This is a genomic window from Pseudomonas sp. PDM15 (assembly GCF_014851565.1).
GTDB lineage: Bacteria > Pseudomonadota > Gammaproteobacteria > Pseudomonadales > Pseudomonadaceae > Aquipseudomonas.
In genome coordinates this window covers 127,581-153,046 of the sequence record NZ_JACVAA010000007.1, presented here as the reverse complement: position 1 = coordinate 153,046, position 25,466 = coordinate 127,581, and the positions used below count along the sequence as shown (strand labels likewise).

27 protein-coding genes are annotated in these 25,466 nt (G+C 68.0%); 17 read left to right on the top strand and 10 right to left on the bottom strand.

Going from position 1 to position 25,466, the window contains the following annotated elements; translation table 11 throughout:
- Positions 1–15 precede the first annotated feature (15 nt).
- A complete protein-coding gene (locus IB232_RS19315) occupies positions 16–621 on the bottom strand; it encodes a PolC-type DNA polymerase III (RefSeq protein WP_192400203.1) in 606 nt (201 codons plus the stop codon).
- A gap of 25 nt (positions 622–646) precedes the next feature.
- Entirely contained in the window at positions 647–1,165 is a 519-nt protein-coding gene (locus IB232_RS19310) for an NYN domain-containing protein (protein WP_192400202.1), read from the bottom strand.
- Positions 1,166–1,236: 71 nt separating this feature from the next.
- On the opposite strand from IB232_RS19310, the gene IB232_RS19305 reads away from it, so the two are divergent.
- Positions 1,237–1,911, top strand: coding sequence for a hypothetical protein (locus IB232_RS19305; RefSeq protein WP_192400201.1), 675 nt, complete (start codon positions 1,237–1,239; stop codon positions 1,909–1,911).
- Between the two features lie 70 nt (positions 1,912–1,981).
- Positions 1,982–2,416, top strand: a complete 435-nt coding sequence (locus IB232_RS19300; RefSeq protein WP_192400200.1) for a VOC family protein — start codon at positions 1,982–1,984, stop codon at positions 2,414–2,416.
- A 21-nt stretch (positions 2,417–2,437) separates the two neighbouring features.
- Here IB232_RS19300 and IB232_RS19295 read toward each other — a convergent pair whose 3' ends face one another.
- Positions 2,438–3,166, bottom strand: coding sequence for a substrate-binding periplasmic protein (locus IB232_RS19295; protein ID WP_192400199.1), 729 nt, complete (start codon positions 3,164–3,166; stop codon positions 2,438–2,440).
- A 258-nt stretch (positions 3,167–3,424) separates the two neighbouring features.
- Here IB232_RS19295 and IB232_RS19290 point away from each other — a divergent pair, with 258 nt between their 5' ends.
- A complete protein-coding gene (locus IB232_RS19290; protein WP_192400198.1) occupies positions 3,425–4,162 on the top strand; it encodes a substrate-binding periplasmic protein in 738 nt (245 codons plus the stop codon).
- Here IB232_RS19290 and hrpB read toward each other — a convergent pair.
- Complete coding sequence (hrpB, locus tag IB232_RS19285; protein ID WP_192400197.1) at positions 4,159–6,678, bottom strand: ATP-dependent helicase HrpB; 2,520 nt, start codon at positions 6,676–6,678, stop codon at positions 4,159–4,161. The genes IB232_RS19290 and hrpB overlap by 4 nt on opposite strands.
- 110 nt (positions 6,679–6,788) lie before the next feature.
- Between hrpB and IB232_RS19280 the strand changes: the two genes are divergently transcribed.
- The 3 genes from IB232_RS19280 to IB232_RS19270 all read left to right on the top strand — a co-directional run bounded on the left by IB232_RS19280 (position 6,789) and on the right by IB232_RS19270 (position 8,773).
- Positions 6,789–7,205, top strand: a complete 417-nt coding sequence (locus tag IB232_RS19280) for a polyribonucleotide nucleotidyltransferase (protein WP_192400196.1) — start codon at positions 6,789–6,791, stop codon at positions 7,203–7,205.
- 55 nt (positions 7,206–7,260) lie between these two features.
- The gene (locus tag IB232_RS19275) at positions 7,261–8,145 is read left to right on the top strand and encodes a cation diffusion facilitator family transporter (RefSeq protein WP_192400195.1); all 885 of its coding nucleotides are present in this window, start codon (positions 7,261–7,263) and stop codon (positions 8,143–8,145) included.
- Between the two features lie 208 nt (positions 8,146–8,353).
- Entirely contained in the window at positions 8,354–8,773 is a 420-nt protein-coding gene (locus IB232_RS19270; protein WP_192400194.1) for an MAPEG family protein, read from the top strand.
- Here the strand turns inward: IB232_RS19270 and IB232_RS19265 are convergent.
- A complete protein-coding gene (locus tag IB232_RS19265; protein WP_192400193.1) occupies positions 8,657–9,457 on the bottom strand; it encodes a GDSL-type esterase/lipase family protein in 801 nt (266 codons plus the stop codon). The genes IB232_RS19270 and IB232_RS19265 overlap by 117 nt on opposite strands.
- Before the next feature lie 339 nt (positions 9,458–9,796).
- On the opposite strand from IB232_RS19265, the gene IB232_RS19260 reads away from it, so the two are divergent.
- Together IB232_RS19260 and IB232_RS19255 are read left to right on the top strand one after the other, a co-directional pair.
- The gene (locus IB232_RS19260; RefSeq protein ID WP_043308345.1) at positions 9,797–10,276 is read left to right on the top strand and encodes an Lrp/AsnC family transcriptional regulator; all 480 of its coding nucleotides are present in this window, start codon (positions 9,797–9,799) and stop codon (positions 10,274–10,276) included.
- A gap of 94 nt (positions 10,277–10,370) precedes the next feature.
- Entirely contained in the window at positions 10,371–10,589 is a 219-nt protein-coding gene (locus IB232_RS19255) for a DUF2788 domain-containing protein (protein ID WP_137975006.1), read from the top strand.
- A gap of 94 nt (positions 10,590–10,683) precedes the next feature.
- Here IB232_RS19255 and IB232_RS19250 read toward each other — a convergent pair whose 3' ends face one another.
- Positions 10,684–11,250, bottom strand: a complete 567-nt coding sequence (locus tag IB232_RS19250) for a pseudouridine synthase (RefSeq protein WP_192400322.1) — start codon at positions 11,248–11,250, stop codon at positions 10,684–10,686.
- Positions 11,251–11,451: 201 nt separating this feature from the next.
- Between IB232_RS19250 and ahr the strand changes: the two genes are divergently transcribed.
- A complete protein-coding gene (gene ahr / locus IB232_RS19245) occupies positions 11,452–12,477 on the top strand; it encodes an NADPH-dependent aldehyde reductase Ahr (RefSeq protein WP_192400192.1) in 1,026 nt (341 codons plus the stop codon).
- Positions 12,474–12,953 (top strand): GNAT family N-acetyltransferase, encoded by a 480-nt coding sequence (locus IB232_RS19240; protein WP_192400191.1) that lies wholly within the window; start codon positions 12,474–12,476, stop codon positions 12,951–12,953. The genes ahr and IB232_RS19240 overlap by 4 nt, the downstream gene beginning before the upstream one ends.
- Positions 12,954–13,060: 107 nt before the next feature.
- Here the strand turns inward: IB232_RS19240 and amn are convergent, their stop codons facing one another.
- Positions 13,061–14,527: an AMP nucleosidase gene (gene amn / locus IB232_RS19235; RefSeq protein ID WP_192400321.1), complete on the bottom strand. Its 1,467-nt coding sequence runs from the start codon at positions 14,525–14,527 to the stop codon at positions 13,061–13,063.
- Positions 14,528–14,680: 153 nt separating this feature from the next.
- Between amn and IB232_RS19230 the strand changes: the two genes are divergently transcribed.
- Together IB232_RS19230 and IB232_RS19225 are read left to right on the top strand one after the other, a co-directional pair.
- Entirely contained in the window at positions 14,681–15,397 is a 717-nt protein-coding gene (locus tag IB232_RS19230) for a hypothetical protein (RefSeq protein WP_192400190.1), read from the top strand.
- Positions 15,398–15,640: 243 nt separating this feature from the next.
- Positions 15,641–16,306 (top strand): YoaK family protein, encoded by a 666-nt coding sequence (locus IB232_RS19225; RefSeq protein ID WP_192400189.1) that lies wholly within the window; start codon positions 15,641–15,643, stop codon positions 16,304–16,306.
- Positions 16,307–16,430: 124 nt separating this feature from the next.
- Here the strand turns inward: IB232_RS19225 and IB232_RS19220 are convergent, their stop codons facing one another.
- From IB232_RS19220 to IB232_RS19210, 3 genes are all read right to left on the bottom strand, one after another.
- Entirely contained in the window at positions 16,431–18,080 is a 1,650-nt protein-coding gene (locus IB232_RS19220; RefSeq protein ID WP_192400188.1) for an acyl-CoA dehydrogenase family protein, read from the bottom strand.
- A 1-nt stretch (position 18,081) separates the two neighbouring features.
- Entirely contained in the window at positions 18,082–18,717 is a 636-nt protein-coding gene (locus IB232_RS19215; RefSeq protein WP_192400187.1) for a TetR/AcrR family transcriptional regulator, read from the bottom strand.
- Between the two features lie 111 nt (positions 18,718–18,828).
- Positions 18,829–21,213, bottom strand: coding sequence for a hybrid sensor histidine kinase/response regulator (locus IB232_RS19210; RefSeq protein ID WP_192400186.1), 2,385 nt, complete (start codon positions 21,211–21,213; stop codon positions 18,829–18,831).
- A gap of 190 nt (positions 21,214–21,403) precedes the next feature.
- On the opposite strand from IB232_RS19210, the gene IB232_RS19205 reads away from it, so the two are divergent.
- The 5 genes from IB232_RS19205 to IB232_RS19185 all read left to right on the top strand — a co-directional run bounded on the left by IB232_RS19205 (position 21,404) and on the right by IB232_RS19185 (position 25,463).
- Positions 21,404–22,201, top strand: a complete 798-nt coding sequence (locus IB232_RS19205; protein WP_192400185.1) for a hydroxymethylpyrimidine/phosphomethylpyrimidine kinase — start codon at positions 21,404–21,406, stop codon at positions 22,199–22,201.
- A 10-nt stretch (positions 22,202–22,211) separates the two neighbouring features.
- On the top strand, positions 22,212–22,841 hold the full coding sequence (gene thiE, locus IB232_RS19200) for a thiamine phosphate synthase (RefSeq protein ID WP_192400184.1): 630 nt from the start codon (positions 22,212–22,214) through the stop codon (positions 22,839–22,841).
- A gap of 15 nt (positions 22,842–22,856) precedes the next feature.
- Entirely contained in the window at positions 22,857–24,140 is a 1,284-nt protein-coding gene (gene hemL / locus IB232_RS19195; RefSeq protein ID WP_192400183.1) for a glutamate-1-semialdehyde 2,1-aminomutase, read from the top strand.
- Positions 24,140–24,769: a hypothetical protein gene (locus IB232_RS19190; protein ID WP_192400182.1), complete on the top strand. Its 630-nt coding sequence runs from the start codon at positions 24,140–24,142 to the stop codon at positions 24,767–24,769. Before hemL ends, IB232_RS19190 begins: the two co-directional genes overlap by 1 nt.
- Positions 24,770–24,860: 91 nt before the next feature.
- Entirely contained in the window at positions 24,861–25,463 is a 603-nt protein-coding gene (locus IB232_RS19185) for a tetratricopeptide repeat protein (protein ID WP_192400181.1), read from the top strand.
- Positions 25,464–25,466: the final 3 nt, after the last annotated feature.

The following is a 25,466-nucleotide window of genomic DNA, read 5'->3' as shown; positions in this document are numbered from 1 at the left end:
GCAGGCCTGCGCGTGTTAGACGCTGGCGCGTAGCAGCGTGCGCACCTTGGCCGCCGAAAGCTTTTGCAGGCCGCACAGGTAGTCGTGGTCGGCGCGGATATCGTGGCGCTCCCACAGCAACTCCTGCAGGTGCAGGGTCAGGTTGGCCGCCATCTCCGCATCGGCCAGCGCGCGGTGGGCCTGGCCGGTGCTGGGCAGACCGACCCAGCGGTTGAGATTGCCCAGGCTGTGGCTCGGCGCCTCCGGCAGCAGGCGCCGCGACAGCAGCAGCGAACAGGCGAAGTCGCGACCACGGCGGCGGCCCACCAGGCCCAGTTCGGCATCCCAGAACTTCGCGTCGAACGCCGCGTTGTGCGCCAGCAGCGGCGCATCGCCGATGAACTCTGCGGCCTCGGCCATTACCTCGGCCACCGGCGGCGCACTGCGGACCATGGCATTGCTGATGCCGGTCAGCTGTTCGATGAACGGCGGCACCCAGGCACCGGCGTTCATCAGACTCTGGTAACGGGCGACGATGCGCCCATCCTCGATCATGGCTACGCCGATCTCGGTCGGTCGCGCGCCCTGGGCCGGCGACATGCCGGTGGTCTCGAAGTCGATCACAGCGATGCGTTCTGGCATCGGTCTTCCTCAGTTCTTCAGCAATTCAGTTTTTCAACAGCAGGGCGCCCTCGACCGGCACGAAGCGGTCGGCGGCACGAATTAGCGAATTAGCGGTGAGCCCGGCCACGCCATACACGGTACTGGCCACACCGCGGCGCTCGCGCACCCGCTGCAGCAACAGGTCGAAGTCGCCATCGCCGGAGGCCAGCACCACCTCGTCCACTCGCTCGGCGGCCTCCATCACATCCAGGGTGATGCCGACGTCCCAATCGCCCTTGGCCGAGCCATCGCTGCGCTGGATATAGGGCTTGAGCAGCACCTCGAAGCCGAGGTTGCGCAGGATCTGCTGGAACTGGCGCTGCTTGGCGTCGCCGCGGTCGATGGCATAGGCGCGCGCCTCGACGATCTCGCCCAGCGCCGCCACCTGGCGCCACAGCTCGGCATAGTGGAAGTGACAACCATGGGCCTGGCGCACGGTGTAATAGAGGTTCTGCACATCGGCGAACAGGGCGATCTTCTTCACGGCGACGCCTGGCAAAAAGGGAGCGGCATTATGCGTCATTGGCCAGCATGTTCGTCGCCCCCACCCATCGGCTAAAGTGACTTCATGAAGTACTGCCGCGATGCCTGCCGATGAACCCGCTTACCGTTCTACGTGACTCCTTCCAGTTCTTCAGCCGCCACCTGGCCAGCATCGCGCCGCTGTGCCTGCCGCTGATCGCCGCCGAATGCCTGGTGCGTGCGCTGGTTGCCGGGTTTACCGACCCCGGCCATGCGCCGGCCTACGAGCTGTTGGTCGGGCTGTTCTTCTATCCGCTGTACAGCGCCGCGCTGATCCTCTTCCTCGACGCCCGCAGCCAGGGCCAGCGTCCGGCGGTACGCAACCTGCTGGCCGCCGCCCTGCCGCTGTGGCCGGCGTTCGCCGTGTTGGCCGGGCTGAGCACTTTGCTGATCATGCTCAGTGGCGCGCTGTTGCTGCCGCTGGCGCTGTGGGTGATGGTCAAGCTGGCGTTCGCCGAGTACCTCCTGGTGCTGCGTGGGCTGTCGCCGCTGCAGGCGATGCGCGAGAGCTTCCTGCTCAGCATCGGCCACTTCTGGTCGCTGCTCGCCTGCGTGCTGCTGGTGATCGTGCCGCTGTGGCTGCTGGACGACTGGACCCTGCAGCTGCTCGGCGAGCAGCCCGACGCGGTCGGCAGCCTGCTGCTGGATGTGGTCAACGGCTTCCTCCAGCTGTTCTCCAGCGTGGTGCTGTTCCGCTGCTACATGCTGTGCAGCCAGCGGCCGACCGAAGACAGTCACAGTAGCTGACCCGCCCGACAGAAAACCCGCGGATCAACTGCTAGGCTTGGGGCGTCCGACTTACCAGGGAAGAATCCTCATGTCCGAACAGAACCCCAGCATCCTGTCCCACGTGTCCATCGGCACCAACCAGTTCGACAAGGCCGTGGCCTTCTACGACAAGGTGCTGGCCACTCTCGGCTGCAAGCGCATCCTCGAACACCCCGGCGCCGTGGCCTGGGGCCGCGAGTACCCGGAGTTCTGGGTGCAGACGCCGATCGATGGTCAGCCGGCGAATGTCGGCAACGGCACCCACTTCGGCTTCGTCGCGCCGGACAAGCAGGCGGTGCACGCCTTCTACGAGGCCGCCCTGGAGACCGGCGCCAGCCCGGACGGCCCGCCCGGCCCGCGCCCGCACTATGGCGAGCCCTACTACGGCTGCTTCGTCCGCGATCTGGACGGGCACAAGATCGAGGCGGCCTACTGGGACATGGAACTGGTCTACGAGCTATACGTCGAGCCGCACAACCACTGAGTTCTTAGAGAACCCGCCAGCTCAGCGATAGCGCTGGGCCGCCCGCTCCATCCAGCCGTCCTGCAGCAGCTGCTGCAGGGTGCGGGTCAGCAGCTCGCGCTCCGCTGCGCCGCGACCAGTGCGCGACAGGCCGAGATACAGCCGGGTCTGGGCCGGCGGCAGGTAGGCCAGCTTGACCAGCTGGCGGGACAGCATCGGGTCGCGCAGCTGGAAGTCCACCTGACAGTCGGTACCGATCATCAGCTCGACTCGCCCGCGCACCTGCATCTGCAGCAGCTGCTCCTCGTTCTTCACACCGACCTTGTGCAGCGCCGCATCCGAATCGAACGGTTCGAAGTAGGCCGATTGCAGCACGTAGCCGATACGCATGCCGCCCAGCTGGGCGTAGTCGCCGATGGCCGCGCGTTCGGGGGCGCCGTACAGGCGCGGCGCGCAGGCATGGTAGGTGGGTTCCAGATAGTCGATGTACTGCTCGCGCTCCGGCGTGCGCGCCAGACCGGTCATCAGGTCGGCCTGACCGCGACGCATGTCTTCCAGGGCCCGCGCCCACGGCTGCAGGCGCACTTCGAAGCGCAGACCGGTGCGCCGCTGCAGTTCGTCCAGCAGATCGATATCCAGCCCTTCCAGCTGGCCGCCGGCACCCTGCATGCGGAACGGCGGCCAGTAGTCGGTGACCACGCGCAAAGGCTCGCCCGCCTGCTGCGCCGAGGCGCAGCCGCTGAACAGCAACAGGACGAGCGCGCGCCGCATGATCTAGCGCACCGACTGGAGCGAGATGGCACACTCGAACTGCACGGCGAATGGCTGGTACATGTGTTCTCCCATTTCTGCCTGGCATGGTAGCTCAGCGTGGCGCCGCTGCGCTTAGCATAGCTCGAGAGCCAGCCAGGCCGCGGCTTCGCGAGCCATGCAGGCAGTTGTTTCGAGGCTCTGGACAAAGCCGGCGGCTGCCGCCATGCTCGGGGCCAGAACGAACAACAAGACGGCCTCCGAGCCGCGCGGTAGACGATGCGCAGAACCCTCTTCCCTGCCCTGCTGGCATGGCTCTGCTGTGCTGGCGCCCTGGCGCAGAACGCGCCCGATCCGACGGTAACCGTCGGCTTTTACGAATTTCCGCCCTATTCCTGGACCGACGAAAGCGGCAAGCCGCGCGGCTCCATCCTTGCCCTGACCGAACGCCTGTTGCGCCATGCCGGCTACCGCGGCGAGTACCGCTCGCTGCCCGGCGCGCGCCTGTACGCGGGGCTGCAGGATGGCAGCGTGCAACTGTGGGCCGGCGCCGGCGGCAAGACCGAGCTGGAAGGCCATACCTACGAGGCCCGGCACAGCATGGGCAACCTCAGCCTGGCGCTGTACCACCGCCAGGACACGCCGCCACCAAAGATTCCCGAAGGCCTGCGCAACAAGGGCATCATCGTCATCACCGGCTACAGCTACTGGAAGCAGGTCAACGACCTGCTCGCCGATCCAACCATGAGTATCAGCACCCATCGCACCAGCACCCATGCCTCGGCCCTGGAGATGCTGCTGCGCAAGCGCGGCGACTATCTACTCGACTACCAGGCCCCGGTGGAACAGACCCGCAGGGCCCTCGGCCTGTCGCCGCTGCCCTACACGGTGCTGCAGCACATCCAGCTGCGCCTGATCGCCTCGCGTCACGCCGCCGGCGGCCAGCTCCTGCTGGACGACCTGGACCGCGCCTACGAGGAGCTGCAGGCCGCCGGCGAGAAGATGCAGGTCGACTAGGTGCCGCGCGGCTTGGCTCGCGCCGTCGGCTCGGCCACCAAAGGGTCGTCCGGCCAGTAGTGCTTGGGGTAACGCCCCTTCAAATCCTTCTTCACCTCGATATAGGTGTTGGCCCAGAAACTGGCCAGGTCCTGGGTCACCTGCACCGGCCGCCGCGCCGGCGACAGCAGATGTAGCAGCACACCCTGGCGGCCACCGGCGATACGCGGGGTGGCGGCCAGGCCGAACAACTCCTGCAGACGCACCGCCAGCACCGGCGGCGACTCTCTGTAATCAATAGCGATGCGCGAGCCCGACGGCACCTGCAGGTGCTTCGGCGCCAGCTCGTCCAGGCGCTGCGGCAGCGGCCAGGGCAGCTGGCCGGCGAGCATGCTCGGCAAGTCGAGATTGGCGAAGTGGCTGAGCCGGCTGACCTTGCCCAGGTACGGCAGCAGCCAGTCCTCCAGCGTTGCCAGCAGCGCGGCGTCACTCAGGTCTGGCCATTCGCTGTCGCCTTTCTGCTGCAGGTCCAGACCGCGCAGCAGTGCCACCCGCGCCTGCCACTGGCGCAGCTCGGGCGTCCACGCCAACAGCTCCAGGCCCTTGCGCCGCACCAGGCCGAGCAGCGCGCGGCCGCGTGCGGCCTCGTCCAGGCCGGTCAGCGCCTCGCGGCTGAGCACCAGCTCGCCAACACGGCGCTGGCGCTCGGCGCGCAACACGCCCTCGCGCTCGTCCCACTCCAGCTCCTCGCGCACGCTCACCTGCTCGGCCAGCACCGAGTCGAACAGCGCCGGGTCGAGGTCGGCCGCCAGGTAGATACGCTCCTCACGCTGGCCCTGGCGGCTGCCAAGGTCGGCGATCACCAGCCACTCGTGCTTCATCAGCGCATCCGGCTCGCCGAACTGCGCGGCGCGGCCATTGGCCAGGCGGTAGTCGCCACCGGCGGCCTTGCGCTGGCGGGCCACCCGGTCCGGGTAGGCGAAAGCCAGTAACGCGCCGAGCCAACGCGGGTCTTCGGGGTCAGCCACGGCCTCATCGGCCTTGCCGCGCAGATAGCCGCGGAACTGCCGGGCCAGCTGGCGCGCGCGCTGCACGCCGCCACGCGAACCACCGGAGGCGCGCGACTCACCGGCCAGCAGACTCATGCGACTGTGCAGATCGGCACCGCCACCGCGCAGGATGTCGCGCTCGCCGAGCAGTGCCGCCAGGTCCGCCGCCAGCGTGCCGAGGCCGAGGGCCTGGCCACGCAACAGCAGGTGGGCGATGCGCGGATGGGCCGGCAGCTCGGCCATGGCCTGGCCATGGGCATTCAGCGCGCCGCGCTCGTCCAGCGCACCGAGCCGCTGCAACAGATCGCGACCCTGGGTGAAGGCGGCGGCCGGCGGTAGGTCGAGCCAGGCCAGCTCGGCTGGTTCGACACCCCAGCGCGCCAGCTGCAGGGCCAGGCCGGCGAGGTCGGCCTGAAGAATTTCCGCCGCACCATAGGCGGCCAGTTGTTCGTGCTGGGTCTGCGACCATAGGCGATAGCACACCCCCGGTTCCAGACGCCCGGCACGGCCGGCGCGCTGGGTGGCCGAGGCGCGGGAGATGCGCTGGGTGTCCAGGCGGGTCATGCCGCTGGCCGGGTCGAAGCGCGGCACCCGTGCCAGGCCGGCATCCACCACCACTCGCACGCCGTCGATGGTCAGGCTGGTCTCGGCAATATTGGTGGCCAGCACCACCTTGCGCTTGCCGGCCGGTGCCGGCTCGATGGCGGCGCGCTGGGCCGAGAGCTCCAGCTCGCCGTGCAGCGGACAGAGCAAAATCTCCGCACGACCGGCGAGGCTTTCCTCGAGCTGCTCGTGCACCCGGCGGATCTCCGCTTGGCCAGGGAGGAACACCAACAGGCTGCCCGGCTCATCCGCCAGCGCTTCCAACACGGTCTGCGCGACCCGCTGCTCGATGCGCTCGCCAGGCTGCCAGGGCGCGCCCCAGCGCATTTCCACCGGGTGCGTGCGGCCCTCGCTGGAGACCACCGGCGCATCACCGAGCAGCGCCGAAAGGCGCTCGCCTTCCAGAGTCGCGGACATCAGCAGGACCTTGAGCGGCTCGTCGCGCAACAGCTCGCGGCCGTTGAGGGTCAGCGCCAGGGCCAGATCTGCGTCGAGAGACCTTTCGTGATACTCGTCGAAGATCACCAGGCCAACGCCTTCCAGCGCCGGATCATCCTGCAGGCGGCGGGCAAGGATGCCCTCGGTGACCACCTCGATGCGGGTGCGCGGCCCGACCTTGCTGTCCAGGCGAATGCGATAGCCCACCGTCTCGCCGACCTTCTCGCCCAGCTCGCTGGCCAGCCGCTCGGCGGCGGCCCGTGCAGCCAGGCGCCGCGGTTCGAGCATGAGGATGCTCTGCCCGGCCAGCCAGGGCTCGTCGAGCAGGGCCAGCGGCACGCGGGTGGTCTTGCCGGCGCCGGGCGGCGCCTCCAGCACGGCCTCGTGGCGCTCGGCCAGGGCAGCTCGCAGGGCGGGCAAAACGTCGTCGATGGGCAGGCGGTTCATGGTCTCTCCGAAACAGCCGGCGATTATAAAGCCGAACCGAAGCGCGGTGCCGGGCATCCAACTGCAATGACGGCCTTGGTATAGTGCCGCACCATTTCCAGGAGGTGCCCATGCGCATGCATTCCCGCGTTATCGGCGGCGTTCTCGCCGCGACCCTGCTGACCCAGCTGGCCGCCTGCGGCACGCTGTTCTTCCCGGACCGCCGTGGCCAGATCGAAGGCCAGGTCGACCCGGTGGTGGCCGGCCTGAATGCCATCGGCATCCTGTTCTACGTGATCCCTGGCCTGATCGCCTTCGGCATCGACTTCGCCACCGGCGCCATCTACCTGCCCAACGACCAGTATTCGGTGGCGCCGGAGAAACTGCGCGAGGCCATCGGCGCGGACGGCAAGGTCGACCAGATCAAGCTCAAGGCCATCCTCCATCGCGAAATCGGCCGCGACCTGCCGCTGGACGACCCGCGTCTGATCCAGCACAACGGTAGCGTCGAGCAACTGGCCGCCTACGGCCTGCGCCCGGCCGCCTGATGCCCAGGGCGCCCGCCGCTCGGCTGCGGCGCCCATCTCCCTCACCCACATCAGCATGACCATCGCGCCACAGCACGCCCGCCTGCTGCGCCAGGCCACGGCCGCAGCCCTGGTCACCGCGCTTCTGCTGGCGAGTGCCAAGGCCGTGGCCTGGTGGCTGAGCGGTTCGGTCAGCCTGCTGGCCGGCCTTACCGATTCGCTGCTGGATGGCGCCGCCTCGCTGCTCAACCTGATTGCCGTGCACTACGCGCTGCGCCCGGCCGACGAGGACCACCGCTACGGCCATGGCAAGGCCGAGGCCCTGGCCGGCCTGGCCCAGGCGCTGTTCGTCGGCGCCAGTGCGGTGCTGGTGGCCGTGCAGGCCTGGCAGCACCTGCAGCATCCGGAACCCCTCGGCGCCCAAGCCCTGGGTATCGCGGTGATGCTGCTGTCATTGGTGCTGACCCTCGCCCTGCTGCTGTTCCAGCGCCACGTAGTGCGCGTCACCGGCTCCACCGCCATCCGCGCCGACTCGCTGCACTATCGCTCCGACCTGCTGCTCAACGCCGGCATCCTGCTCGCCCTGGTGCTGGCGGCCTATGGCTGGCAGCAGATGGACGCGCTATTCGGCCTGGGCATCGCCGCGTACATTCTGTGGAGCGCGATCAGCATCGTGCGCGAGGCGGTGGCAGTGCTGATGGACGAGGAGCTGGCGCCCGACGTCAGCGAGCGCATGCACGCGCTGGCCTGCGCGGTGCCCGGCGTGCTCGGCGCTCATGACCTGCGCACGCGCATCTCCGGCACCCGCTGGTTCGTCCAGCTGCACCTGGAACTGCCGGACGAGCTCAGCCTAAGGGAGGCGCATCGCCTCTGCGTGCTGGTGGAGCAGGCGATCCGCGCCGAGTTTCCCCGCGCCGAGGTGCTGGTGCATGCCGACCCGAGCGAGGTCGTCGCCCGCTGACGGTCTGGGGATCAACGGCGTCAGGCCGAGCAGCAGAAGCTGCGCATCGCTATGGCGCTCCTGAACGAGTGGGCGCCAGTCTCCCCGATCACCGCGCCGGGCAGGGTAAAGCCTGGGTAAAGAGCAGGCGGAAAGCGGTAAAGAATCGACTAGAGCAATTGCTCTAATTTCTCTAGACTGCCGGCACAACAACAAGACGAGGTGCCGCATGACCCTTTCACCCTCCGCTATCGCCCTGCTCGGCCTGGTTGCCTGGCCGCTGCTACTGATGTTCCTGATCATCAACCAGCGCGGCCTGTTCGTGCTCGGCGGCAGGGTGAAGGTCAACGCCTTCGCTCCGGACGGCAGCAATACGCCGAGTGCATTCGGCCAGCGCCTGGTGCGGGCCCACGCCAACAGCCTGGAGAACCTGCCGCTACAGGCCGCCGTGCTGCTCTACGCAATGCACGCCGGGCAGACCGCGATCACCGACCCACTGGCCTGCGTGCTACTCGGCGCGCGCCTGTTCCAGTCAGCCATGCACCTGATCAGCACCAGCGTGCCGTTCGTCTGGCTGCGCTTCGCCGGCCTGTTGGTGCAAATGCTCATTCTGGCCTGGTGGCTTCTGCAGCTGGCCGGCCTGGTCTGATTCCGCACACAGCCGCTTGCGCAGAACGGGCGCGAGCAGCTGCTCCCACGCCCGATAGCCACGGGCGTTGAGGTGCAGGCCGTCGCCCCGGTAGCTGCGCCCATCGAGGACGGCCTGCACATCCAGATACTGCCAGCCCTGCTCCCGCGCCCAGGCACGCAGCTGCTCGTTCAAGCGGGCGACCTGCTGGTTGAGCGCCTGGTGATGCTCATGCAGCGGCGTCACCCGCAGAGTGGATTGCAGCAGCGGCGTCACGCCCTGCGCCTGCAGACGCAACAGAATTTCGCGGTAGTTGGCCAGCAGGCGCTCGTAGCTCACGCCATGGCGAAGGTCGTTGATACCGATCAACAGCAACACCTGCTCGGCGCCGGCGGACTCCACCAGATGCAGGTGGCGCAGCAGGTCGCCACTCTGCGCCCCGGACACCGCCAGGTTCAGCGGCGCCGCGCAGCCGCTACCGGCGCTCCAGATGTGGCCGGCGCTGATCGAATCGCCGAGCAGTACCAGCGGAGCACGGCGGACAGACTTGCCCAGGGTGACGAACGCCACCTCCACCCGCTCTTCGCGAGTAGTGGCCACAGGTGGCCGCTCGCCGGCCCGCAACGCCAGCCAACAGGCGCACAGCAGGGCGAAGCCCCACAACAACAGGCCGGCGCGGCGGCGCAGATCATCACTAAGGTGCATGGGCCAATCTTGCCGCAAGCGCAAAGAAAAGGGGGAGGCCTCTCGGCCTCCCCCCTAGAACTGCTTGTCCGGCACTGGCAATCGTGTCGCCGCTTTCCTCGCCCGCCTGGTTGAGCGGTGCGGACCCGGGGGCCTGCACGATCCGGTAGGACCGCCGGCGCCGCGGCACCTGATTGGGCGCCGCGGGTGGACATAACGTCCGGGCCATGAAACTGAGGGAAAGCTTAACCAGCGCGGCGCGCCGAAGGATTGCGAATATTGCTCATCAACCCATCACTTGCGCAATATTCACTCACTGAGCGATTATTCAGCGCAATCCGAACACAAAGAAGCCGCACAATGAACAAACTCGACCGCTACGACTTGCGCATCCTCGCCGAGCTGCAGCGCGATGCGCGCATCTCCAATCAGGAGCTGGCCGAGCGCATCGGCCTGTCGCCCTCGCCCTGCTCGCGCCGGGTCAAGCAGCTCGAGGACGACGGCTACATCGCCCGCCAGGTGGCGCTACTGGACCGCAAGAAACTCGGCCTTTCGCTGACCGCGTTCGTGCTGATCGGCATGGACCGCCACACCCCGGAGCGCTTCGAACACTTCCAGTCGGTGATTCGCCAATGTCCCGAGGTACTGGAGTGCAGCCTGGTGACCGGGATGGACGCCGACTACCAGCTCAAGGTGGTGGTGCCGGACATGGACCACTACCAGAAATTCCTCCTCGGCCAGCTGACCCGCATCGAGGGCGTGACCAGCGTGCGCTCCAGCTTCGTGCTCAACCAGGTGCTGTCCAGCACCGAGCTGCCGCTGGAGCACCTGCGCGGCTGAACGCCGCAGGGCCGGCTGGCGTCTACTGCGGACAGCGACGGCGCGCGTATAATCGCCGCCCCGTCGAAGTCCCAGTCATACCCGCGAGGCCACCATGGAAACCGAACAGTTCGAAGCCCTGATGATGTACGTCCTGGTGGGCGGGCTGATGGTGTTCATGTTCTTCATCATCTGGGACCTGGCCAAGAAGTCCAAGGCCGGCCGCCTCGGCACCGCGATCCTGTTCCTCGGCCTGGGCCTGTGCCTGTTCGCCTTCCTGGCCAAGCCGCTGATCACCTACCTCATCGAGATGAGCCGCGGCATCCACGGCTGAGGCCCGCGACGAACCTCCGTGGGAGCGGCCTTGGCCGCGATGGCTTTTTCGGCTTCCTTATCGCGGCCAAAGCCGCTCCCACATGAAAGGGCTCCTACAGCCGCGGCGGCAGATCCTTCCACTCGCCCGGCTGCAACCCCTCCAGGCTCCACGGGCCGATGCGCACCCGCACCAGGCGCAGCGTCGGCAGGCCGACCGCGGCGGTCATGCGCCGCACCTGGCGATTGCGCCCTTCGCGAATCACCAGTTCCAGCCAGGCGGTCGGCACGCTCTTGCGAAAACGCACCGGCGGATTGCGCTCCCACAGCTGCGGCTCATCCAGCAGGCGCGCCTCGGCCGGCAGGGTCGGGCCGTCGTTGAGCTGCACGCCCTCGCGCAGCTGGAGTAATTGCTCCTCGCTCGGCTCGCCTTCCACCTGCACCCAGTAGGTTTTGGCCAGCTTGTGCTTGGGGTCGGCGATGCGCGCCTGCAGGCGGCCGTCGTTGGTCAGCAGCAGCAGGCCTTCGCTGTCGCGATCCAGACGCCCGGCCGGGTAGACGCCGGGGACCGGCACGAAATCCTTGAGGGTGGCGCGGCCCTGTTCGTCGTTGAACTGGGTGAGCACGTCGAACGGCTTGTTCAGCACGATCAGCCGCGGCTCGGCCGGCGGCGCCTTGGCCACCCGCCGTGGCGCGGAGGCGGGACCGGGACCGGAGCCGGGACGGCGTGAAGCGGGAGAACGGGGCGGGCGCGGCATGCGGGTTCCGGTGCGATTGCAGAGCGCGCAGTGTAACCGAGCATCATCAGGATCGCTGATGATGGTCCAATCGGCCGCTCGTCGGGCTAAGCTGCTCCCATCGAATCGACCGCAGAGGATGCCGCCATGAGCAACGAACTCGCCACCTTCACCGGCTGGGCCGCCACCGCGCCGGGCGCGCCGCTGGAGCGCCACAGCTACGACCCGGGCCCACTGGGCGCCGAAGAAGTCGAAGTGGCGGTGGAGTACTGCGGCATCTGCCATTCCGACCAGTCGATGATCGACAACGAGTGGGGCAATGCCCGCTACCCCTTCATTCCCGGCCACGAGGTGGTCGGCACCATCGTCCGCGTGGGCGAGCAGGTACGCGGCCCCAAGCTCGGCCAGCGCGTAGGCATCGGCTGGTACAAGGGCAGCTGCATGCACTGCGGCTCATGCATGGAAGGCTCGCACCAGCTGTGCCGCACGGTGAAGCCGACCATCGTCGGCAGTCATGGCGGCTTCGCCGACCGTCTACGCTCGCACTGGGCCTGGGCCGTGCCGCTGCCGGAAAGCCTCGACCCGGCGCTGGTCGGCCCGCTGTTCTGCGCCGGCTCCACCGTGTTCAGCCCGCTGCTGGACTTCGACGTGAAGCCCACCGACCGCGTCGGCGTGGTCGGCATCGGCGGCCTCGGCCACCTGGCCCTGGGCTTCCTCAATGCCTGGGGTTGCGAGGTCACTGCCTTCACCTCCTCGCTGAGCAAACAGGACGAGGCCAAGCGCCTGGGCGCGCACAAGGTGGTAGCGTCCACCGACAGCGCCGCGATGAAGGCGATTGCCGGCACCCTCGACTTCCTGCTGGTCACCGCCAGTGCCGACCTGGACTGGAACGCCCTGCTCGCCACCCTGCGCGGCAAGGGCCGGCTGCACTTCGTTGGCATCGTCCCGAGTGCCATCCCGGTGCATGTGTTCAGTCTGATCCCGCAGCAGAAGAGCCTGTCCGGCTCGCCGGTGGGCTCACCGAAGACCATGGCGACCATGCTCGAATTCTGCGCCCGCCATCAGATCCTGCCGCAGGTCGAGCACTTCCCCATGAGCCAGGTAAACGCCGCACTCGACCACCTGCGCGCCGGCAAGGCGCGCTACCGGGTGGTGCTGGACGCCAGCAAATGACCGACCTGTTTCATTGGCGGCGTAACGCCGCCTGGCACCTGGGTGCGGTGGACGGCACCGACCGGCCGCGCCTGCTGGAAGTGTGGGAGGCGGCGGTACGCGCCACCCACCACTTCCTCGCCGAGGAGGACATCCAGTTCTACCGGCGCATGCTCGGTGAGCAGTATTTCGACCTGGTACGACTGACCTGCCTGCGCGACGAGCAGGGCCGCGTGCAGGGCTTTGCCGGCTCCGCAGAGGATCGCCTGGAAATGCTCTTCGTCGACCCGACCGCCCATGGTCGGGGCTTCGGCAAGGCGCTGCTGCACCACGCCATCGACCGCGACGGCGTGCGCCTGGTCGACGTCAACGAGCAGAACCCCGGCGCCGTGGCCTTCTACCTCAGCCAGGGCTTCGAGCAGATCGGCCGCTCGCCACTGGACGGTGCCGACCGGCCCTTCCCCTTGCTGCACCTGCGCCTGCGCAAAAGCGCCTGACCCGACGCCCCGTGGGCTGTATCACCGCAGGCAACACACCGCAGTTGTAGCCCGGATGCAATCCGGGCTACGCGCAAGGCGGATGATCCCACCCTCACGCCACTCGATCAGCGGAACGGCGGCTCGTCGAAGCTGCGCAGCTTGCGCGAGTGCAGCGAGTCGAGCTGGCAGCGCAGCAGGTCGAGGGCGGCGATACCGATTGACAGATGCTGGCTGACCGCGCGCTGGTAGAAGCCAGTGGCCGAGCCGGGCAGCTTGATCTCGCTGTGCAGCGGCTTGTCCGACACGCACAGCAGGGTGCCGTAGGGCACCCGCAGGCGATAACCCTGGGCGGCGATAGTGCCGCTCTCCATGTCCACCGCCACCGCGCGGGCCAGGTTGATCAGCGGCCGCTCGTGGGCCCAGTGCAGCTCCCAGTTGCGGTCGTCGTAGGTCAGCACGGTGCCGGTGCGCAGACGCTTCTTCAGGGTCTCGCCCTTTTCCCCCGTGACGGTCGCGGCCGCCTCCTGCAGGGCCTGCTGTACCTCGGCCAGCGCCGGAATCGGGATATGCGGCGGCAGCACCCGGTCGAGGATGCCGTCGCGGCGCATATAGGCGTGGGCCAGCACGTAGTCACCGATGGTCTGCGACTGCCGCAGGCCGCCGCAGTGGCCGATCATCAGCCAGCAATGGGGGCGCAGCACGGCCAGGTGGTCGGTGATGTTCTTGGCGTTGGATGGGCCGACGCCGATGTTGACCAGGGTGATGCCGTGGCCGTCGTTGGCGATCAGGTGGTAGGCCGGCATCTGATAGCGATGCCAGACCACCGCGTCGGCCACCGCCTGGGCATCCTCCTCGGACGTGCCGCGCTCGATGATCACGTTGCCCGGCAGCACCATGCGCTGGAAGCGCGGGTTGTCGCGCAGCTGTTCCAGGCCGTGGCGAATGAACTGGTCGACGTAGCGATGGTAGTTGGTCAGCAGGATCCACGGCTGCACATGGCGCCAGTCACTGCCGGTGTAGTGCTGGATGCGCTTGAGCGAGAAGTCGGTGCGTGCGGCGTCGAACAGCGCCAGCGGCAGGTCGCTGCTGTCACCCCAGCCGTACAGGCCGTCGGCCACCGAGTCGGTGGCGGCGGACAGGTCGGTGCTGGGGAACACCCGCGCCAGTTCGGCGGCGCTGACCCCGCTGCCGGCCAGCTCGTCGCCCTGCTCGACCACGTAGGGATAGGGAATGTTCTGCTGGCTGAAGCCCACTTCGACGGTGACCGAGAAGTCCTGCATCAGCGGCCGCAGCTGGTCCAGCAGATAACCACGGAAGGCTTCCGGCTGGGTCACGGTAGCGCGGTAGGTGCCCGGCACCTGGACCTTGGCGTAGGCGCGCACGGTGCTCGGTACTTCGCCCTGGCACAGGTAGGTCAGGCGCAACTCGGGGTAGCGGAACAAAGCGCGCTCGGCCTGGCTCGGCACGCTGCGTTCCTTGAGGTAGTTCCTCAGCGCCTGGCTCAGCCCGCCGGTGGCCTGGCGGTGCAGGTCGGCGAGGCGGTCGACGGCCTCCTCGGCGGTGGCGGTGACGACGAAATCGGTATGCGGCATGGCAGTCACGGGCAGCTTCCTGGCTGGGATCACGGCCCTATCTTGCGCCTTGCGACGGTCGCCTCGCCAGCGCCGGTTGCTCGACGATGAGAGCCAAGGCAAGGCCACCGAGAACCATCTAGGCTCTTCTCATCCACCCCGAGGAAAGCCACAGTGCGCGCCCTGTCGATCTGCTGTCTGCTCATTTGCGTCACCGGCCACAGCCTGGCCGCCGAGCTGGACGGTCTGTACCAGGCCACCGTCGACAACCAGTCGACCGAGCTGGTCCTGCGCAGCCAGGGCCAACAGGTGGAAGGCGAATACCGGGAGGGGCCGCACCTGCGCCTCAAGGTCAGCGGCAGCTTCGACGGCCAGGCGCTGCAGGCGCAGATCAGCGACCCGAGTTCCGGCCAGGCGCTGGCCAACATGAACGGCAACTACGCCAACGGCATGCTCGCCACCAGCCTGGCCGCCCGCGACCCGCGCAGCGGCGAGACGCAGGTGCGCGAGGCTATGTTCCAGCGCGTGGGGCCGGCGCCCGCGCCGCCCGACCCGAACCAGGACGCCGCCCTAGTCGGCACCTGGATCTATGAACAGATGACCAACAGCGAGGGCCTGGAATTCGCTTCGATGACCACCGTCACCACTCTGCGCATTCGCGCCGATGGCAGCATCGACCAGTGGCGCCGCAGCGTGGCGGGCGGCAGCGAGTGGAGCTACGACCGTCCCGGCGAGCTGCAGTACAGCGGGCGCTGGCGCAGCGACAAAGGCCTGTTGCTGGTGCAGCTGAAAGGTGCCGCCGACTACCAGCCGGCGGCGCGCTACCACTTCAGCACGCCGTACCTGGTGACCGAGAGCAACACCGGCAGGATGATCTGGCAGCGCCGCTAGGAGCGCTGCCCTAACGTCGGCGCAACCCATCTGGAACACGCCGCCCCGAGTGATGACGCCCGACCGCTCATGCGCCCCCGGGCGAACATCGCACCATGCCCGGCATAAGCACATACGCGACCTTGAGCTCGGCATCTGGCCCTGGCGCGGCTGCCTACACTCGCCCCTTTATGCCAAGGACCAATGGCAAGCCTGCGGTGATTTAGGGCATAACGGAGATGACGGCCGGGGGGACGTCACAGCATGATCAATCAGTTACCACGCTGGGTGGAAATCGGCGGCTTCTGCCTGGCCCTGATCGCCGGCAGCGTCAATGCCATCGCTCTGCTCGGCTTCAACCACCAGGGCGTGTCGCATCTATCCGGCAGTTCCAGCCAGCTCGGCGTGGAGCTGGCCCAGGGGCAACTGGGCAGCGCGCTGCACCTGCTGATGATCCTGCTGAGCTTCGTGGTCGGCGCCGCTGTCAGCGGCTGCGTCATCGGCAACCAGTCACTCAAGCTCGGTCGCCGCTACGGCGTGGCGCTGCTGGCCGAGAGCCTGGTCCTGCTGCTGGCGATGCTGATGCTGGAGCGCGGCAGCGGCCTCGGCCACTACCTGGCTTCGGCCGCCTGCGGCCTGCAGAACGCCATGACCAGTACCTACAGCGGCGCGGTGGTGCGCACCACCCACGTCACCGGGCTGTTCACCGACCTCGGCATCATGCTCGGCCTCAAGATGCGTGGGCAGCCGGCGGATCGGCGACGCATCCTGCTGTATCTGATCCTGATCGGCGGCTTCATCGGTGGCGGCCTGCTCGGCGCCCTCGGCTACCAGGCATGGGGCTACCGTTGCCTGCTCGGGCCGAGCGCGCTGGCCGCGCTGCTGGCGCTGATCTACCTGGCCTACCGGCGGCGCCAGCAAAACGCCTGAAACGATCGAAGCCCCGCGCAGGTTATGGAGCCTAGGTTTGGTAGCCCGGATGCCATCCGGGTGCTTGGAGCGACCGGCTTTCCCGGATACATCCGGGCTACTCGTTCACCACCGGGCTCAGGAATCAGACCAGGTGCGGTGTGCTGCGCGCCACCAGTGCTTCGGCATCCACGCCGCGTGGCAGGGTGCCGTAGACTCGCCCTCCATCAGCCAGGCGGCTGGCGATAAAGGCATCGCTGACGGTGGCGTTACCGGCTTCCAGCAGCAGCTTGGCCTGCAAGGCCACGGCCACGTCCTCGGTCAGCTGGCGGGCGCGGTACTGGATATCGGCGGTGTCGCGGAAGTCCGCCTGCAGCTGCTGGATATGCGCTTTCAGCCGCGCATCGCCGTGGCCGTCGCCCAGCTCGGCGAACAGCGCCTCGAGCACGCCGGCCTCCTTGGACAGGGCGCGCAGCACGTCCAGGCACTGCACATTGCCCGAGCCCTCCCAGATCGAGTTGACCGGCGCCTCGCGGTACAGGCGCGGCAGGATGGTTTCCTCGACATAGCCGGCGCCACCCATGCACTCCTGAGCCTCGTTGATCATTGCCGGGGCACGCTTGCAGACCCAGTACTTGCCGATGGCGGTGACCAGGCGGGCGAACTTGTCCTCCTGCTCGTCGTGCGGGTTGTCCAGGGCCTTGCCCATGCGCATGGTCAAGGCCAGGGCCGCCTCGCTTTCCAGGGCCAGGTCGGCCAGCACGTTCTGCATCAGCGGCTGTTCGGCCAGAACACGGCCGCCGACCTTGCGGTGCGCGCAGTGGTGCGCGGCCTGGGTCAGGGCCTGACGCATCAGGCTGCTGGAGCCGATCATGCAGTCGAAGCGGGTCAGCGAGACCATCTCGATGATGGTCGGCACGCCACGGCCTTCCTCGCCGACCATCCAGGCCAGGGCGCCACGGAACTCCACCTCGCTGGAGGCGTTGGCCCAGTTGCCCAGCTTGTTCTTCAGGCGCTGGATGTAGAACTGGTTGCGCGTGCCGTCCGGACGGTGGCGCGGCAACAGGAAGCAGGACAGGCCCTTGTCGGTGTAGGCCAGGGTCAGGAAGGCGTCGCACATCGGCGCCGAGCAGAACCACTTGTGGCCGACCAGCTCGTAGGCCTGGCCCGGGCCGGGAATACCGACCGGGTGGGCCTTGGTGGTGTTGGCGCGCACGTCGGTGCCGCCCTGCTTCTCGGTCATCGCCATGCCGATGGTGACCCCGGCCTTCTGTTCGATGCCGATGTTGCGCGGGTCGTACTCGGTGGCGAGGATCTTCGGCAGCCAGATCTCGGCCAGCTCCGGTTGCAACTTGAGCGCCGGCACGGCGGCGTAGGTCATGGTCAGCGGGCAGGCGTTACCGGCCTCCGGCTGGTTGTGCAGGTAGTTGAGCGCGGCGCGGGCCACCTGGGCACCTTCGCGCGGGTCGGTCCAGGGCAGCGACGGGATGCCGTGCTCGATGGCCGTGCGCATTAGCTCGTGATAGGCCGGGTGGAACTCCACCAGATCGACACGATTACCATAGCGGTCATGGCTCTTGAACACCGGCTTGTTCTCATTGGCCAGGAAGCCGGCCTGCATCAGCGGACCGCCAGCCAGCGCGCCGTAGGCGTGCAGCTTATCCTCGGCCCAACCGCCGCCGAAGCGCCGGGTCCACTCCTGCAACGGCAGGTCGAGGCGGTACAGGTTCGCACCGTCCAGCGACGGCACCTGGTTGAACACTTCGTGGGTTTCGGCGAATTGCTGCAGGGACATATCAGGACTCCGAAGCGCCAACGGCGCGCAGGCAGAAGGTGACCAGGGTTTGGCTGATGGTGGCCAGGTCCGCTGCCGGCAGGCCGGCATCACGGGCCGCGCGGGCCGGTGGCGAGAGCGGGCCGACCAGGGCCTCGGCGATGGCGCCGACCAGGCAGGCAGCGACCAGGTTGACCTGCGCCACGCGGAACTCGCCGCTGCGCACGCCCTCTTCGAGTAGGTCGACGAACAGTTCGGCGTAGGCCTCGCGGAACAGCAGGCGCTGCTCGTCCACTTCCGGTTCCACCGGCTCGGCGATCAGGGCGAAGGCCAGCTGCCGGCTGTGCCAGGCGCGGGCGGCGAATTGTTCCAGGCCGGCGGCCAGGCGCTGGGTGGCGCTACCGGGGCCGCGCAGGATCTCGGCCAGGGCGTCCACCTCGATGCGGCAGGCATCGCTGAACACTTCCGCCGCCAACTCGCCCTTGCCGCTGAAGTGGCGGTACAGGCTGCCGGTGGCTATGCCCACATCCTCGGCCAGGGCCTGCATGGTCAGGTTGGCGAAACCGCCGTCGGCGACCCGGCCATGGGCGCAGACGAGGATGCGCTCGCGCAGTTCCTGGGCACGGTCGATACGGGCGGCAGTGGTGCGATAGGCCATGAGCTGAATCCAGATTCATGAATTCAGATCAGTGAATCACGATTCACTTCTTGATGAAAACGACGATTCGGCCAAAGTGCGGCCGGATCGTTGCTTAGTGGGGAAGGCGGATCAGGTAGGCGCGCGGCACAGCACCCAGTCGTGCAGCAGTGCCTGCAGCTCGAGGAATTTCACCGGCTTGGCCATGTAGTCGCTCATGCCGGCGGCCAGGCAGCGCTCGCGGTCGCCGCTGTGGCTGTGGGCGGTGATGGCCAGCACCGGGGTCTCGGCGCAGCCGGGCAGGTTGCGCAGAGCGCGGCAGGTGGCGAAGCCGTCCATCACCGGCATTTGGCAGTCCAGCAGCACCGCGTCGATCGGCTCGCTGCGCAGCACTTCCAGGGCCTCGACGCCGTTGTCGGCGGTGCGCACCCGGTAGCCGAGCTTGAGCAGCATGCCGCGGGTCACCAGCTGGTTGATCGCATTGTCCTCGACGATCAGCACGGTGCATTGCTCGGCGCGGCGCTGCGGCTGGCCGCCGACCCGGCGCGGAGCCGGAGCGACGTCCTGGCGCTGGGCCGGCAGGTCGAGCTGCAGGGCGATGGCGAAGGCGCTGCCGCGGCCGGGCTGCGACTGATGCTGCAGGCTGCCGCCGAGCAATTCCACCAGCTGCCGGCAGATCGCCAGACCGATGCCCAGGCCGCCGTACTGGCGGGTCATGGAGCCATCCAGCTGATGGAAACGCTGGTACAGGTTGCCGTCCTGCGGGGCGATGAAGCCGATGCCGGTATCCAGCACCTCCAGGCGCAGCGGCATGCTGCCGGCCAGCGGCCCGGCGGCACCGACGCGCAAGGTGACCTGGCCGTGGTGGGTGAACTTGACCGCGTTGTCCAGCAGGTAGCCCAGGGCCTGGGTCAGCTTGGCGGCGTCGCCTTCCAGGGTGTCGGGCAGGCTGTCCTCCAGCTCGACGACGAACTGCAGGCCCTTCTCCGCCGCCTTGCCGCCGTACTGGGCGCGCAGGCCGTCGACCAGGCCGCGCAGGCTGAACGGCTCGCGCCGTGGGTAGAGCTTGCCGGCCTGCAATTCGGTGAGGGCGAGGATGTCGTTGACCATGCGCATCATGTCGCGCGCCGAGCTGGCGGCGGTGCGCTGGTACTGCTCCAGTTCGACGTCCAGCTTGACCGTCTGCATCAGCTCCAGTGAACCGATCACCCCGTTCATCGGCGTGCGCAGCTCGTGGGTGACGGTGGCGAGGAATTCGTCCTTCAGGCGGTTGCTGTCGGCCAGCTCGCGGTTGAGCACCTCCAGCTCGCGGCCGGCTTCCTGGAGGATGCGCGCGCGCTCTTCCTTCATCGCGTTGATGCGGTCGGCCAGGGCCAGGGACAGCAGGCCCACTTCCAGTGCCGAGCCGAACTGGCTGGCGTACATGGTGAAGAAGGTATAGGGCAGGTAGCCCAGCACCATCAGGGTGTTGATCACCCCGCCAGCGAGGAAGGCCGACCAGGCGATGATGAAGTAGCGCGCCACGCGCATGCCGCGCAGCCAGGCCAGCACGCCGGCGCTGAAGATCACCACGGTGAAGGCCAGCGCCAGCAGGGTGGCCAGGCGCAGGGCGCTGGCGTAGCTGGTGGTCAGCGCCAGCACCATCACCAGTCCGCCGGTTGCCATCAGCAGGCGCAGCAGGCGATCGACCCAGGGGCTGTGGTCGGCGGTGTGCAGGAAGCTGCGGGCGAACTGGCAACCGAACAGCGCCGCCGAGCCGATCAGGAACGGCGTGGAGGCGTTGGCCCACCAAGGATCGTCCGGCCAGAAGTACTGGATGCCGGCGCCGTTGACCGAGACCTGGTACAGGCCGAACGAGGCGATATAGAGGATGTAGTAGAGGTAGCTGGTGTCGCGGACGGCGAGAAAGATGAACAGGTTGTAGATCAGCATCACCAACAGCACGCCGTAGATCAGGCCGAAGGTGTAGATGCGCGCCGGCTGCGCCTCGATGAAGGCGTCCGGCGCCCACAGGCCCAGCGGCATCTGCATCGAGCCCTGGCTCTGCGCGCGCAGGTAGACGCGCTGGGGTTGGCCCGGCGTCAGTTCGAGATTGAACAGGTAGTTGTTCTGCTTGATCTGCCGGCTGGAAAACGGCAGCGAGTCGCCGGTGCGGGCGGCCAGGCGATAGCCGCCCTGGCCATCGGGCAGGTACAGCTCCAGGTGGTCGAGCGGCGGGTAGGCCAGTTCCAGCAGCCAGTTCTTCGGCTTGGTCGATTGCACAGGGTTGTACAGCAGGTCGACCCGCAGCCAGAACACCGAGCGCGAGTAGCCGGCGTTGAGTACCGGTTTGCCGTTGTCGCGGAAGCTGGCATCCAGGGCGGCGGAGCTGACCTGCTCGATGCTGGCGTCACCGCGCACATCCTCGAACACCTGCATCTTCGAGCCGAGCGTCAGGTAACGGGCGTGCTCGTCGAATTCGACCGCATGCGCCAGCCAGGACCAGCCGAATAGAAGGAGAAAAACCCAGTAACGCATGCAGCCCCGCATGAACTCGTGCGCAGCCGTCCCGGGGCCCTCTCCCCCTTGCGGACGGCGCACAGAATCCTTCTGATTTATATGGGGCGAAACTTTATCACAGGGCCCCGGGTAAAAATTCGTCGCCCCGGACAAGATGTCACGCCCCGGCGATTGGGCCTCCCGCCGCCAGGTGGTAAGCTCGCCGGCCATGAACAGACACAACTCCCGCCCCGTCGTCCTCTGCCTGTCCGGCCACGATCCATCTGGTGGTGCCGGCCTGCAGGCGGACATCGAAGCCCTGCTCGCCCAGGGCTGCCACGCCGCTCCGGCGGTCACCGCGCTGACCGTGCAGGACACGGTCAATGTCAGCGACTTCCGCGTGCTCGACCGCGACTGGGTGCTGGCCCAGGCCCGCGCCATCATCGCCGACCTGCCGGTGGCAGCCGTCAAGCTGGGCATGCTCGGCTCGGTGGAGATGGTCGACACCGTGGTCGAGATCATGCAGCTGCTGCCCGGCGTACCGCTGGTGTGCGACCCGGTGCTGCGCGCCGGCGGCGGCGGCTCGCTGGGCAAGGACGACGTCGGCTACGCCATGCGCGAACGCCTGCTGCCGATCGCCGCGGCCGCCACGCCGAATCTGCCGGAGGCGCGCATCCTCGCCGAACTGCCCGAGGGCACGCCGGACGAATGCGCCGAGAAGCTCTCGCCCTTCTGCCAGAACCTGCTGATCACCGGCGGCCATGGCGACGAGGCCGAAGTACACAACCGCCTCTACGTGCGCGGCGGCGATCGCCACACCTTTACTTGCGCCCGCCTGCCGGGCAGCTACCACGGCTCCGGCTGCACCCTGGCCAGCACCCTGGCCGGTCGCCTGGCCCTGGGCGAGGAAGTGGTCAGCGCCGTGCGCAGCGCCCTGGACTACACCTGGCGCACCCTGCGTGACGCCGAGCAGCCCGGCCGCGGCCAGTTCGTGCCGCGCCGCCTGCCACTGGACTTCTCCCTGTGACGGGCCGCTCGTGAAGCTGCGCGGCCTCTACGCCATCACCGATAGCCAGCTATTGGCCGACGGCAAGTTGCTGCCGTATGTCGAAGCGGCTCTTAAAGGTGGTGCGCGCCTGCTGCAGTACCGCGACAAGTCCGACGACCAGGCCCGCCGCCTGCGCGAGGCCTCGCAGCTTGCCGAACTGTGCGCGCGCCACGGCGCCAGCCTGATCATCAATGACGACGCCGAGCTGGCCGCGCGCCTTGGCGTCGGCCTGCACCTGGGCCAGGGCGACGGCTCGCTATCCGCCGCCCGCGCCCTGCTCGGGCGCCAGGCAATCATCGGCGGCACCTGCCACGCCAGCCTGGAGTTGGCCGAACGGGCCGCAAGCGAAGGTGCCAGCTACATCGCCTTCGGCCGCTTCTTCACGTCGCAGACCAAACCCGGCGCGCCGAGCGCCACGCCCGAACTACTGGAGCAGGCCCGCGCCCGCTTCGCCCTGCCGATCACCGCCATCGGCGGCGTCAGCCTGGATAACGGCGCCGATCTGATCGCCCGTGGCGCCGACCTGCTGGCAGTGATCCACGCCCTGTTCTCCGCGCCCTCCGCCACCGAGGTGGAAGCCCGCGCTCGCGCCTTCAGCGCACTGTTCCCCACTTCCTGATTCGAGAGGCCTGCCATGTCCCGCTCCGAGACCCTGTTCGCCAACGCCCAGAAACACATCCCCGGTGGCGTCAACTCCCCGGTACGCGCCTTCCGCAGCGTCGGCGGCACGCCACTGTTCTTCAAACACGCCGAAGGCGCCTATGTGGTCGACGAGGACGACAAGCGCTACGTCGACTACGTCGGTTCCTGGGGTCCGATGATCCTCGGCCACGCCCACCCGCAGGTGCTGGACGCGGTACGCAAGCAGCTGGAACACGGCCTGTCCTACGGCGCGCCGACCGCGCTGGAAGTGGAGATGGCCGAGCTGGTCTGCTCCATCGTGCCGTCCATGGAGCTGGTGCGCATGGTCAGCTCCGGCACCGAGGCGACCATGAGCGCCATACGCCTGGCCCGCGGCCATACCGGCCGCGACGCGATCATCAAGTTCGAAGGCTGCTACCACGGCCACTCCGACAGCCTGCTGGTCAAGGCCGGCTCCGGCCTGCTGACCCAGGGCGTGCCGAGCTCGGCCGGCGTGCCGGCGGACTTCGCCAAACACACCCTGACCCTCCCCTACAACGACCTGGCCGCCGTCGAGAAGACCCTGGCCGAGGTCGGTTCGACCGTGGCCTGCATCATTGTTGAACCCGTCGCGGGCAATATGAATTGCGTACCGCCGGCGCCGGGCTTCCTCGAAGGCCTGCGCGAGCAGTGCGACAAGCACGGCGTGGTACTGATCTTCGACGAGGTGATGACCGGCTTCCGCGTCGCCCTCGGCGGCGCTCAGGCCCAATACGGTGTGGTGCCGGACCTGTCGACCTTCGGCAAGATCGTCGGTGGCGGCATGCCGGTCGGCTGCTTCGGCGGCAAGCGCGCGATCATGGAATGCATCGCCCCGCTCGGCCCGGTCTACCAGGCCGGCACCCTGTCCGGTAACCCGCTGGCCATGGCCGCCGGCCTGACCACCCTCAAGCTGATCAGCCGCCCCGGCTTCCACGCCGAGCTCTCCGAGTTCACCAGCCGCATGCTGGCGGGCCTGCAGGAGCGCGCCGATGCCGCCGGCATCCCCTTCGTCACCACCCAGGCCGGCGCCATGTTCGGCCTGTACTTTAGCGGCGCCGACGACATCGTCACCTTCAGTGATGTGATGGCCAGCGACGCAGCGCGCTTCAACAAGTTCTTCCACCTGATGCTGGAAGGCGGCGTGTACCTGGCCCCGAGCGCCTTCGAGGCCGGCTTCACCTCCATCGCCCATGGCGACAAGGAGCTGGAAATCACCTTCGCCGCCGCCGAGCGCGCCTTCGCCAGGCTTAAGTGATGCAGTACAGCACCGCGCTCAGCGATGGAATCCTGGCAATGGCCTGCCTGGCCAGCCTGTTGTGGCTGCGCCCGATCTTCACCGACCAACCGGTGATGCGCGCCCTGCTGCTGGGCTTTGGCCTAACCGCCACGGCGGCGCTATGCGGCGCGGTGCGTTACGGCCTGGACCCGAGCTGGATCGACAAGCACCGATCCTTCACCCAGCTCAGCGCCGCCCTCGGTCTGCCGCTGCTGGGTCTGGCCGCCTTCGCGCTATCGCGTGGCCTGGCCTGGGCCCGCTCGATCTGGACGGTGTGGCTGCTGGTGCTGGTCGGCCTGTTCATCGGCGCACGCGTGCTGGGCGTGGACCAGCACTATCGCCTGCTGCTCAACCTGGCCACCCTGCTGCTGATTCTCTACGCCGGCCTGAGCCAGTGGCCGCAGCTGCGCCCGGGCCTGCAGGCAATCGGCGTGGTGGGGCTGTTCCTGGTCGCCGGCCTGGCCGTAGGCACCGAAGGCTTTATCGGCCCGTTACGCCGCGTCGACCTGTTCCACGCCCTGCTGACCCCGGCCTACCCGCTGCTGGCTTGGCTGCTCATGGTGCTGCGCACACCGGCGCGCGAGGAAATCCCGGTAAAGACTTTGTAAGGACGGCCCGGCTTATCACATAATGTGATGGCCGGCGCGTTTCGCCGGCCGGGCACGAGGCCCGCCTGTTTCGCGAGGCACTTGGATTTCCATGAATCGCACCGGCCGCACCCTGATCCTGGGCTGCCTGTCGCTCGTTGCTCCGCTGCTGGCCAGCGCGGGCGACAATTCCCTGCTGGTGCCCGCCATCGGGCGCTGCTCGCTGAACGCCTCCCCCGAAGAACTGCCCCAGGCCCTCGCCGCCTGCCAGGAAATGGCCAAGCAGGGCGATACCCAGGCCCAGCTCGAACTCGGCGAATTCTTCTACGATGGCAAGCGCACCACGCGCGACCTGCCCCAGGCCCTGCACTGGTTCGAACAATCCTCGCTGCAGGGCAACGCCCAGGCCCAGCTGCGCTTGGGCAACATGTTCTTCCATGGCGAAGGCGTGCCGGCCAACAACGTGCAGGCCTACATCGTGCTGAAAATGGCGGCGGTGAATGGCTCGGACGAGGCGATGGACAGCGCCGACCAGGTAGCCGAGCGCATGCAGCGCGAGGAGTTGCAGGCCGCCAGCCAGGTGCTGGGGCAGATCTTCCGCAGCTACCTGCTGGAGCTTCAGCACATCGACAGCGGCGCGCCGTCCGGCTTCAGCCCCGCACCCAGCGCACCGGGCACCAGCATCGGCCCGCAGGCTCCGGCCTTCGCCCCTTAAGAA

Coding starts and splice junctions, on each gene's coding strand:
- IB232_RS19185 (WP_192400181.1), top strand. CDS start 24,861: ATGAATCGCACCGGCCGCACCCTGATCCTGGGCTGCCTGTCGCTCGTT.
- IB232_RS19265 (WP_192400193.1), bottom strand. CDS start 9,457: ATGCACCTTAGTGATGATCTGCGCCGCCGCGCCGGCCTGTTGTTGTGG.
- IB232_RS19275 (WP_192400195.1), top strand. CDS start 7,261: ATGACCATCGCGCCACAGCACGCCCGCCTGCTGCGCCAGGCCACGGCC.
- IB232_RS19310 (WP_192400202.1), bottom strand. CDS start 1,165: ATGACGCATAATGCCGCTCCCTTTTTGCCAGGCGTCGCCGTGAAGAAG.
- hemL (WP_192400183.1), top strand. CDS start 22,857: ATGTCCCGCTCCGAGACCCTGTTCGCCAACGCCCAGAAACACATCCCC.
- IB232_RS19280 (WP_192400196.1), top strand. CDS start 6,789: ATGCGCATGCATTCCCGCGTTATCGGCGGCGTTCTCGCCGCGACCCTG.
- IB232_RS19260 (WP_043308345.1), top strand. CDS start 9,797: ATGAACAAACTCGACCGCTACGACTTGCGCATCCTCGCCGAGCTGCAG.
- IB232_RS19210 (WP_192400186.1), bottom strand. CDS start 21,213: ATGCGTTACTGGGTTTTTCTCCTTCTATTCGGCTGGTCCTGGCTGGCG.
- IB232_RS19305 (WP_192400201.1), top strand. CDS start 1,237: ATGAACCCGCTTACCGTTCTACGTGACTCCTTCCAGTTCTTCAGCCGC.
- ahr (WP_192400192.1), top strand. CDS start 11,452: ATGAGCAACGAACTCGCCACCTTCACCGGCTGGGCCGCCACCGCGCCG.
- IB232_RS19270 (WP_192400194.1), top strand. CDS start 8,354: ATGACCCTTTCACCCTCCGCTATCGCCCTGCTCGGCCTGGTTGCCTGG.
- IB232_RS19315 (WP_192400203.1), bottom strand. CDS start 621: ATGCCAGAACGCATCGCTGTGATCGACTTCGAGACCACCGGCATGTCG.
- IB232_RS19220 (WP_192400188.1), bottom strand. CDS start 18,080: ATGTCCCTGCAGCAATTCGCCGAAACCCACGAAGTGTTCAACCAGGTG.
- IB232_RS19190 (WP_192400182.1), top strand. CDS start 24,140: ATGCAGTACAGCACCGCGCTCAGCGATGGAATCCTGGCAATGGCCTGC.
- IB232_RS19295 (WP_192400199.1), bottom strand. CDS start 3,166: ATGCGGCGCGCGCTCGTCCTGTTGCTGTTCAGCGGCTGCGCCTCGGCG.
- IB232_RS19215 (WP_192400187.1), bottom strand. CDS start 18,717: ATGGCCTATCGCACCACTGCCGCCCGTATCGACCGTGCCCAGGAACTG.
- IB232_RS19290 (WP_192400198.1), top strand. CDS start 3,425: ATGCGCAGAACCCTCTTCCCTGCCCTGCTGGCATGGCTCTGCTGTGCT.
- amn (WP_192400321.1), bottom strand. CDS start 14,527: ATGCCGCATACCGATTTCGTCGTCACCGCCACCGCCGAGGAGGCCGTC.
- IB232_RS19225 (WP_192400189.1), top strand. CDS start 15,641: ATGATCAATCAGTTACCACGCTGGGTGGAAATCGGCGGCTTCTGCCTG.
- IB232_RS19205 (WP_192400185.1), top strand. CDS start 21,404: ATGAACAGACACAACTCCCGCCCCGTCGTCCTCTGCCTGTCCGGCCAC.
- IB232_RS19255 (WP_137975006.1), top strand. CDS start 10,371: ATGGAAACCGAACAGTTCGAAGCCCTGATGATGTACGTCCTGGTGGGC.
- hrpB (WP_192400197.1), bottom strand. CDS start 6,678: ATGAACCGCCTGCCCATCGACGACGTTTTGCCCGCCCTGCGAGCTGCC.
- IB232_RS19240 (WP_192400191.1), top strand. CDS start 12,474: ATGACCGACCTGTTTCATTGGCGGCGTAACGCCGCCTGGCACCTGGGT.
- IB232_RS19300 (WP_192400200.1), top strand. CDS start 1,982: ATGTCCGAACAGAACCCCAGCATCCTGTCCCACGTGTCCATCGGCACC.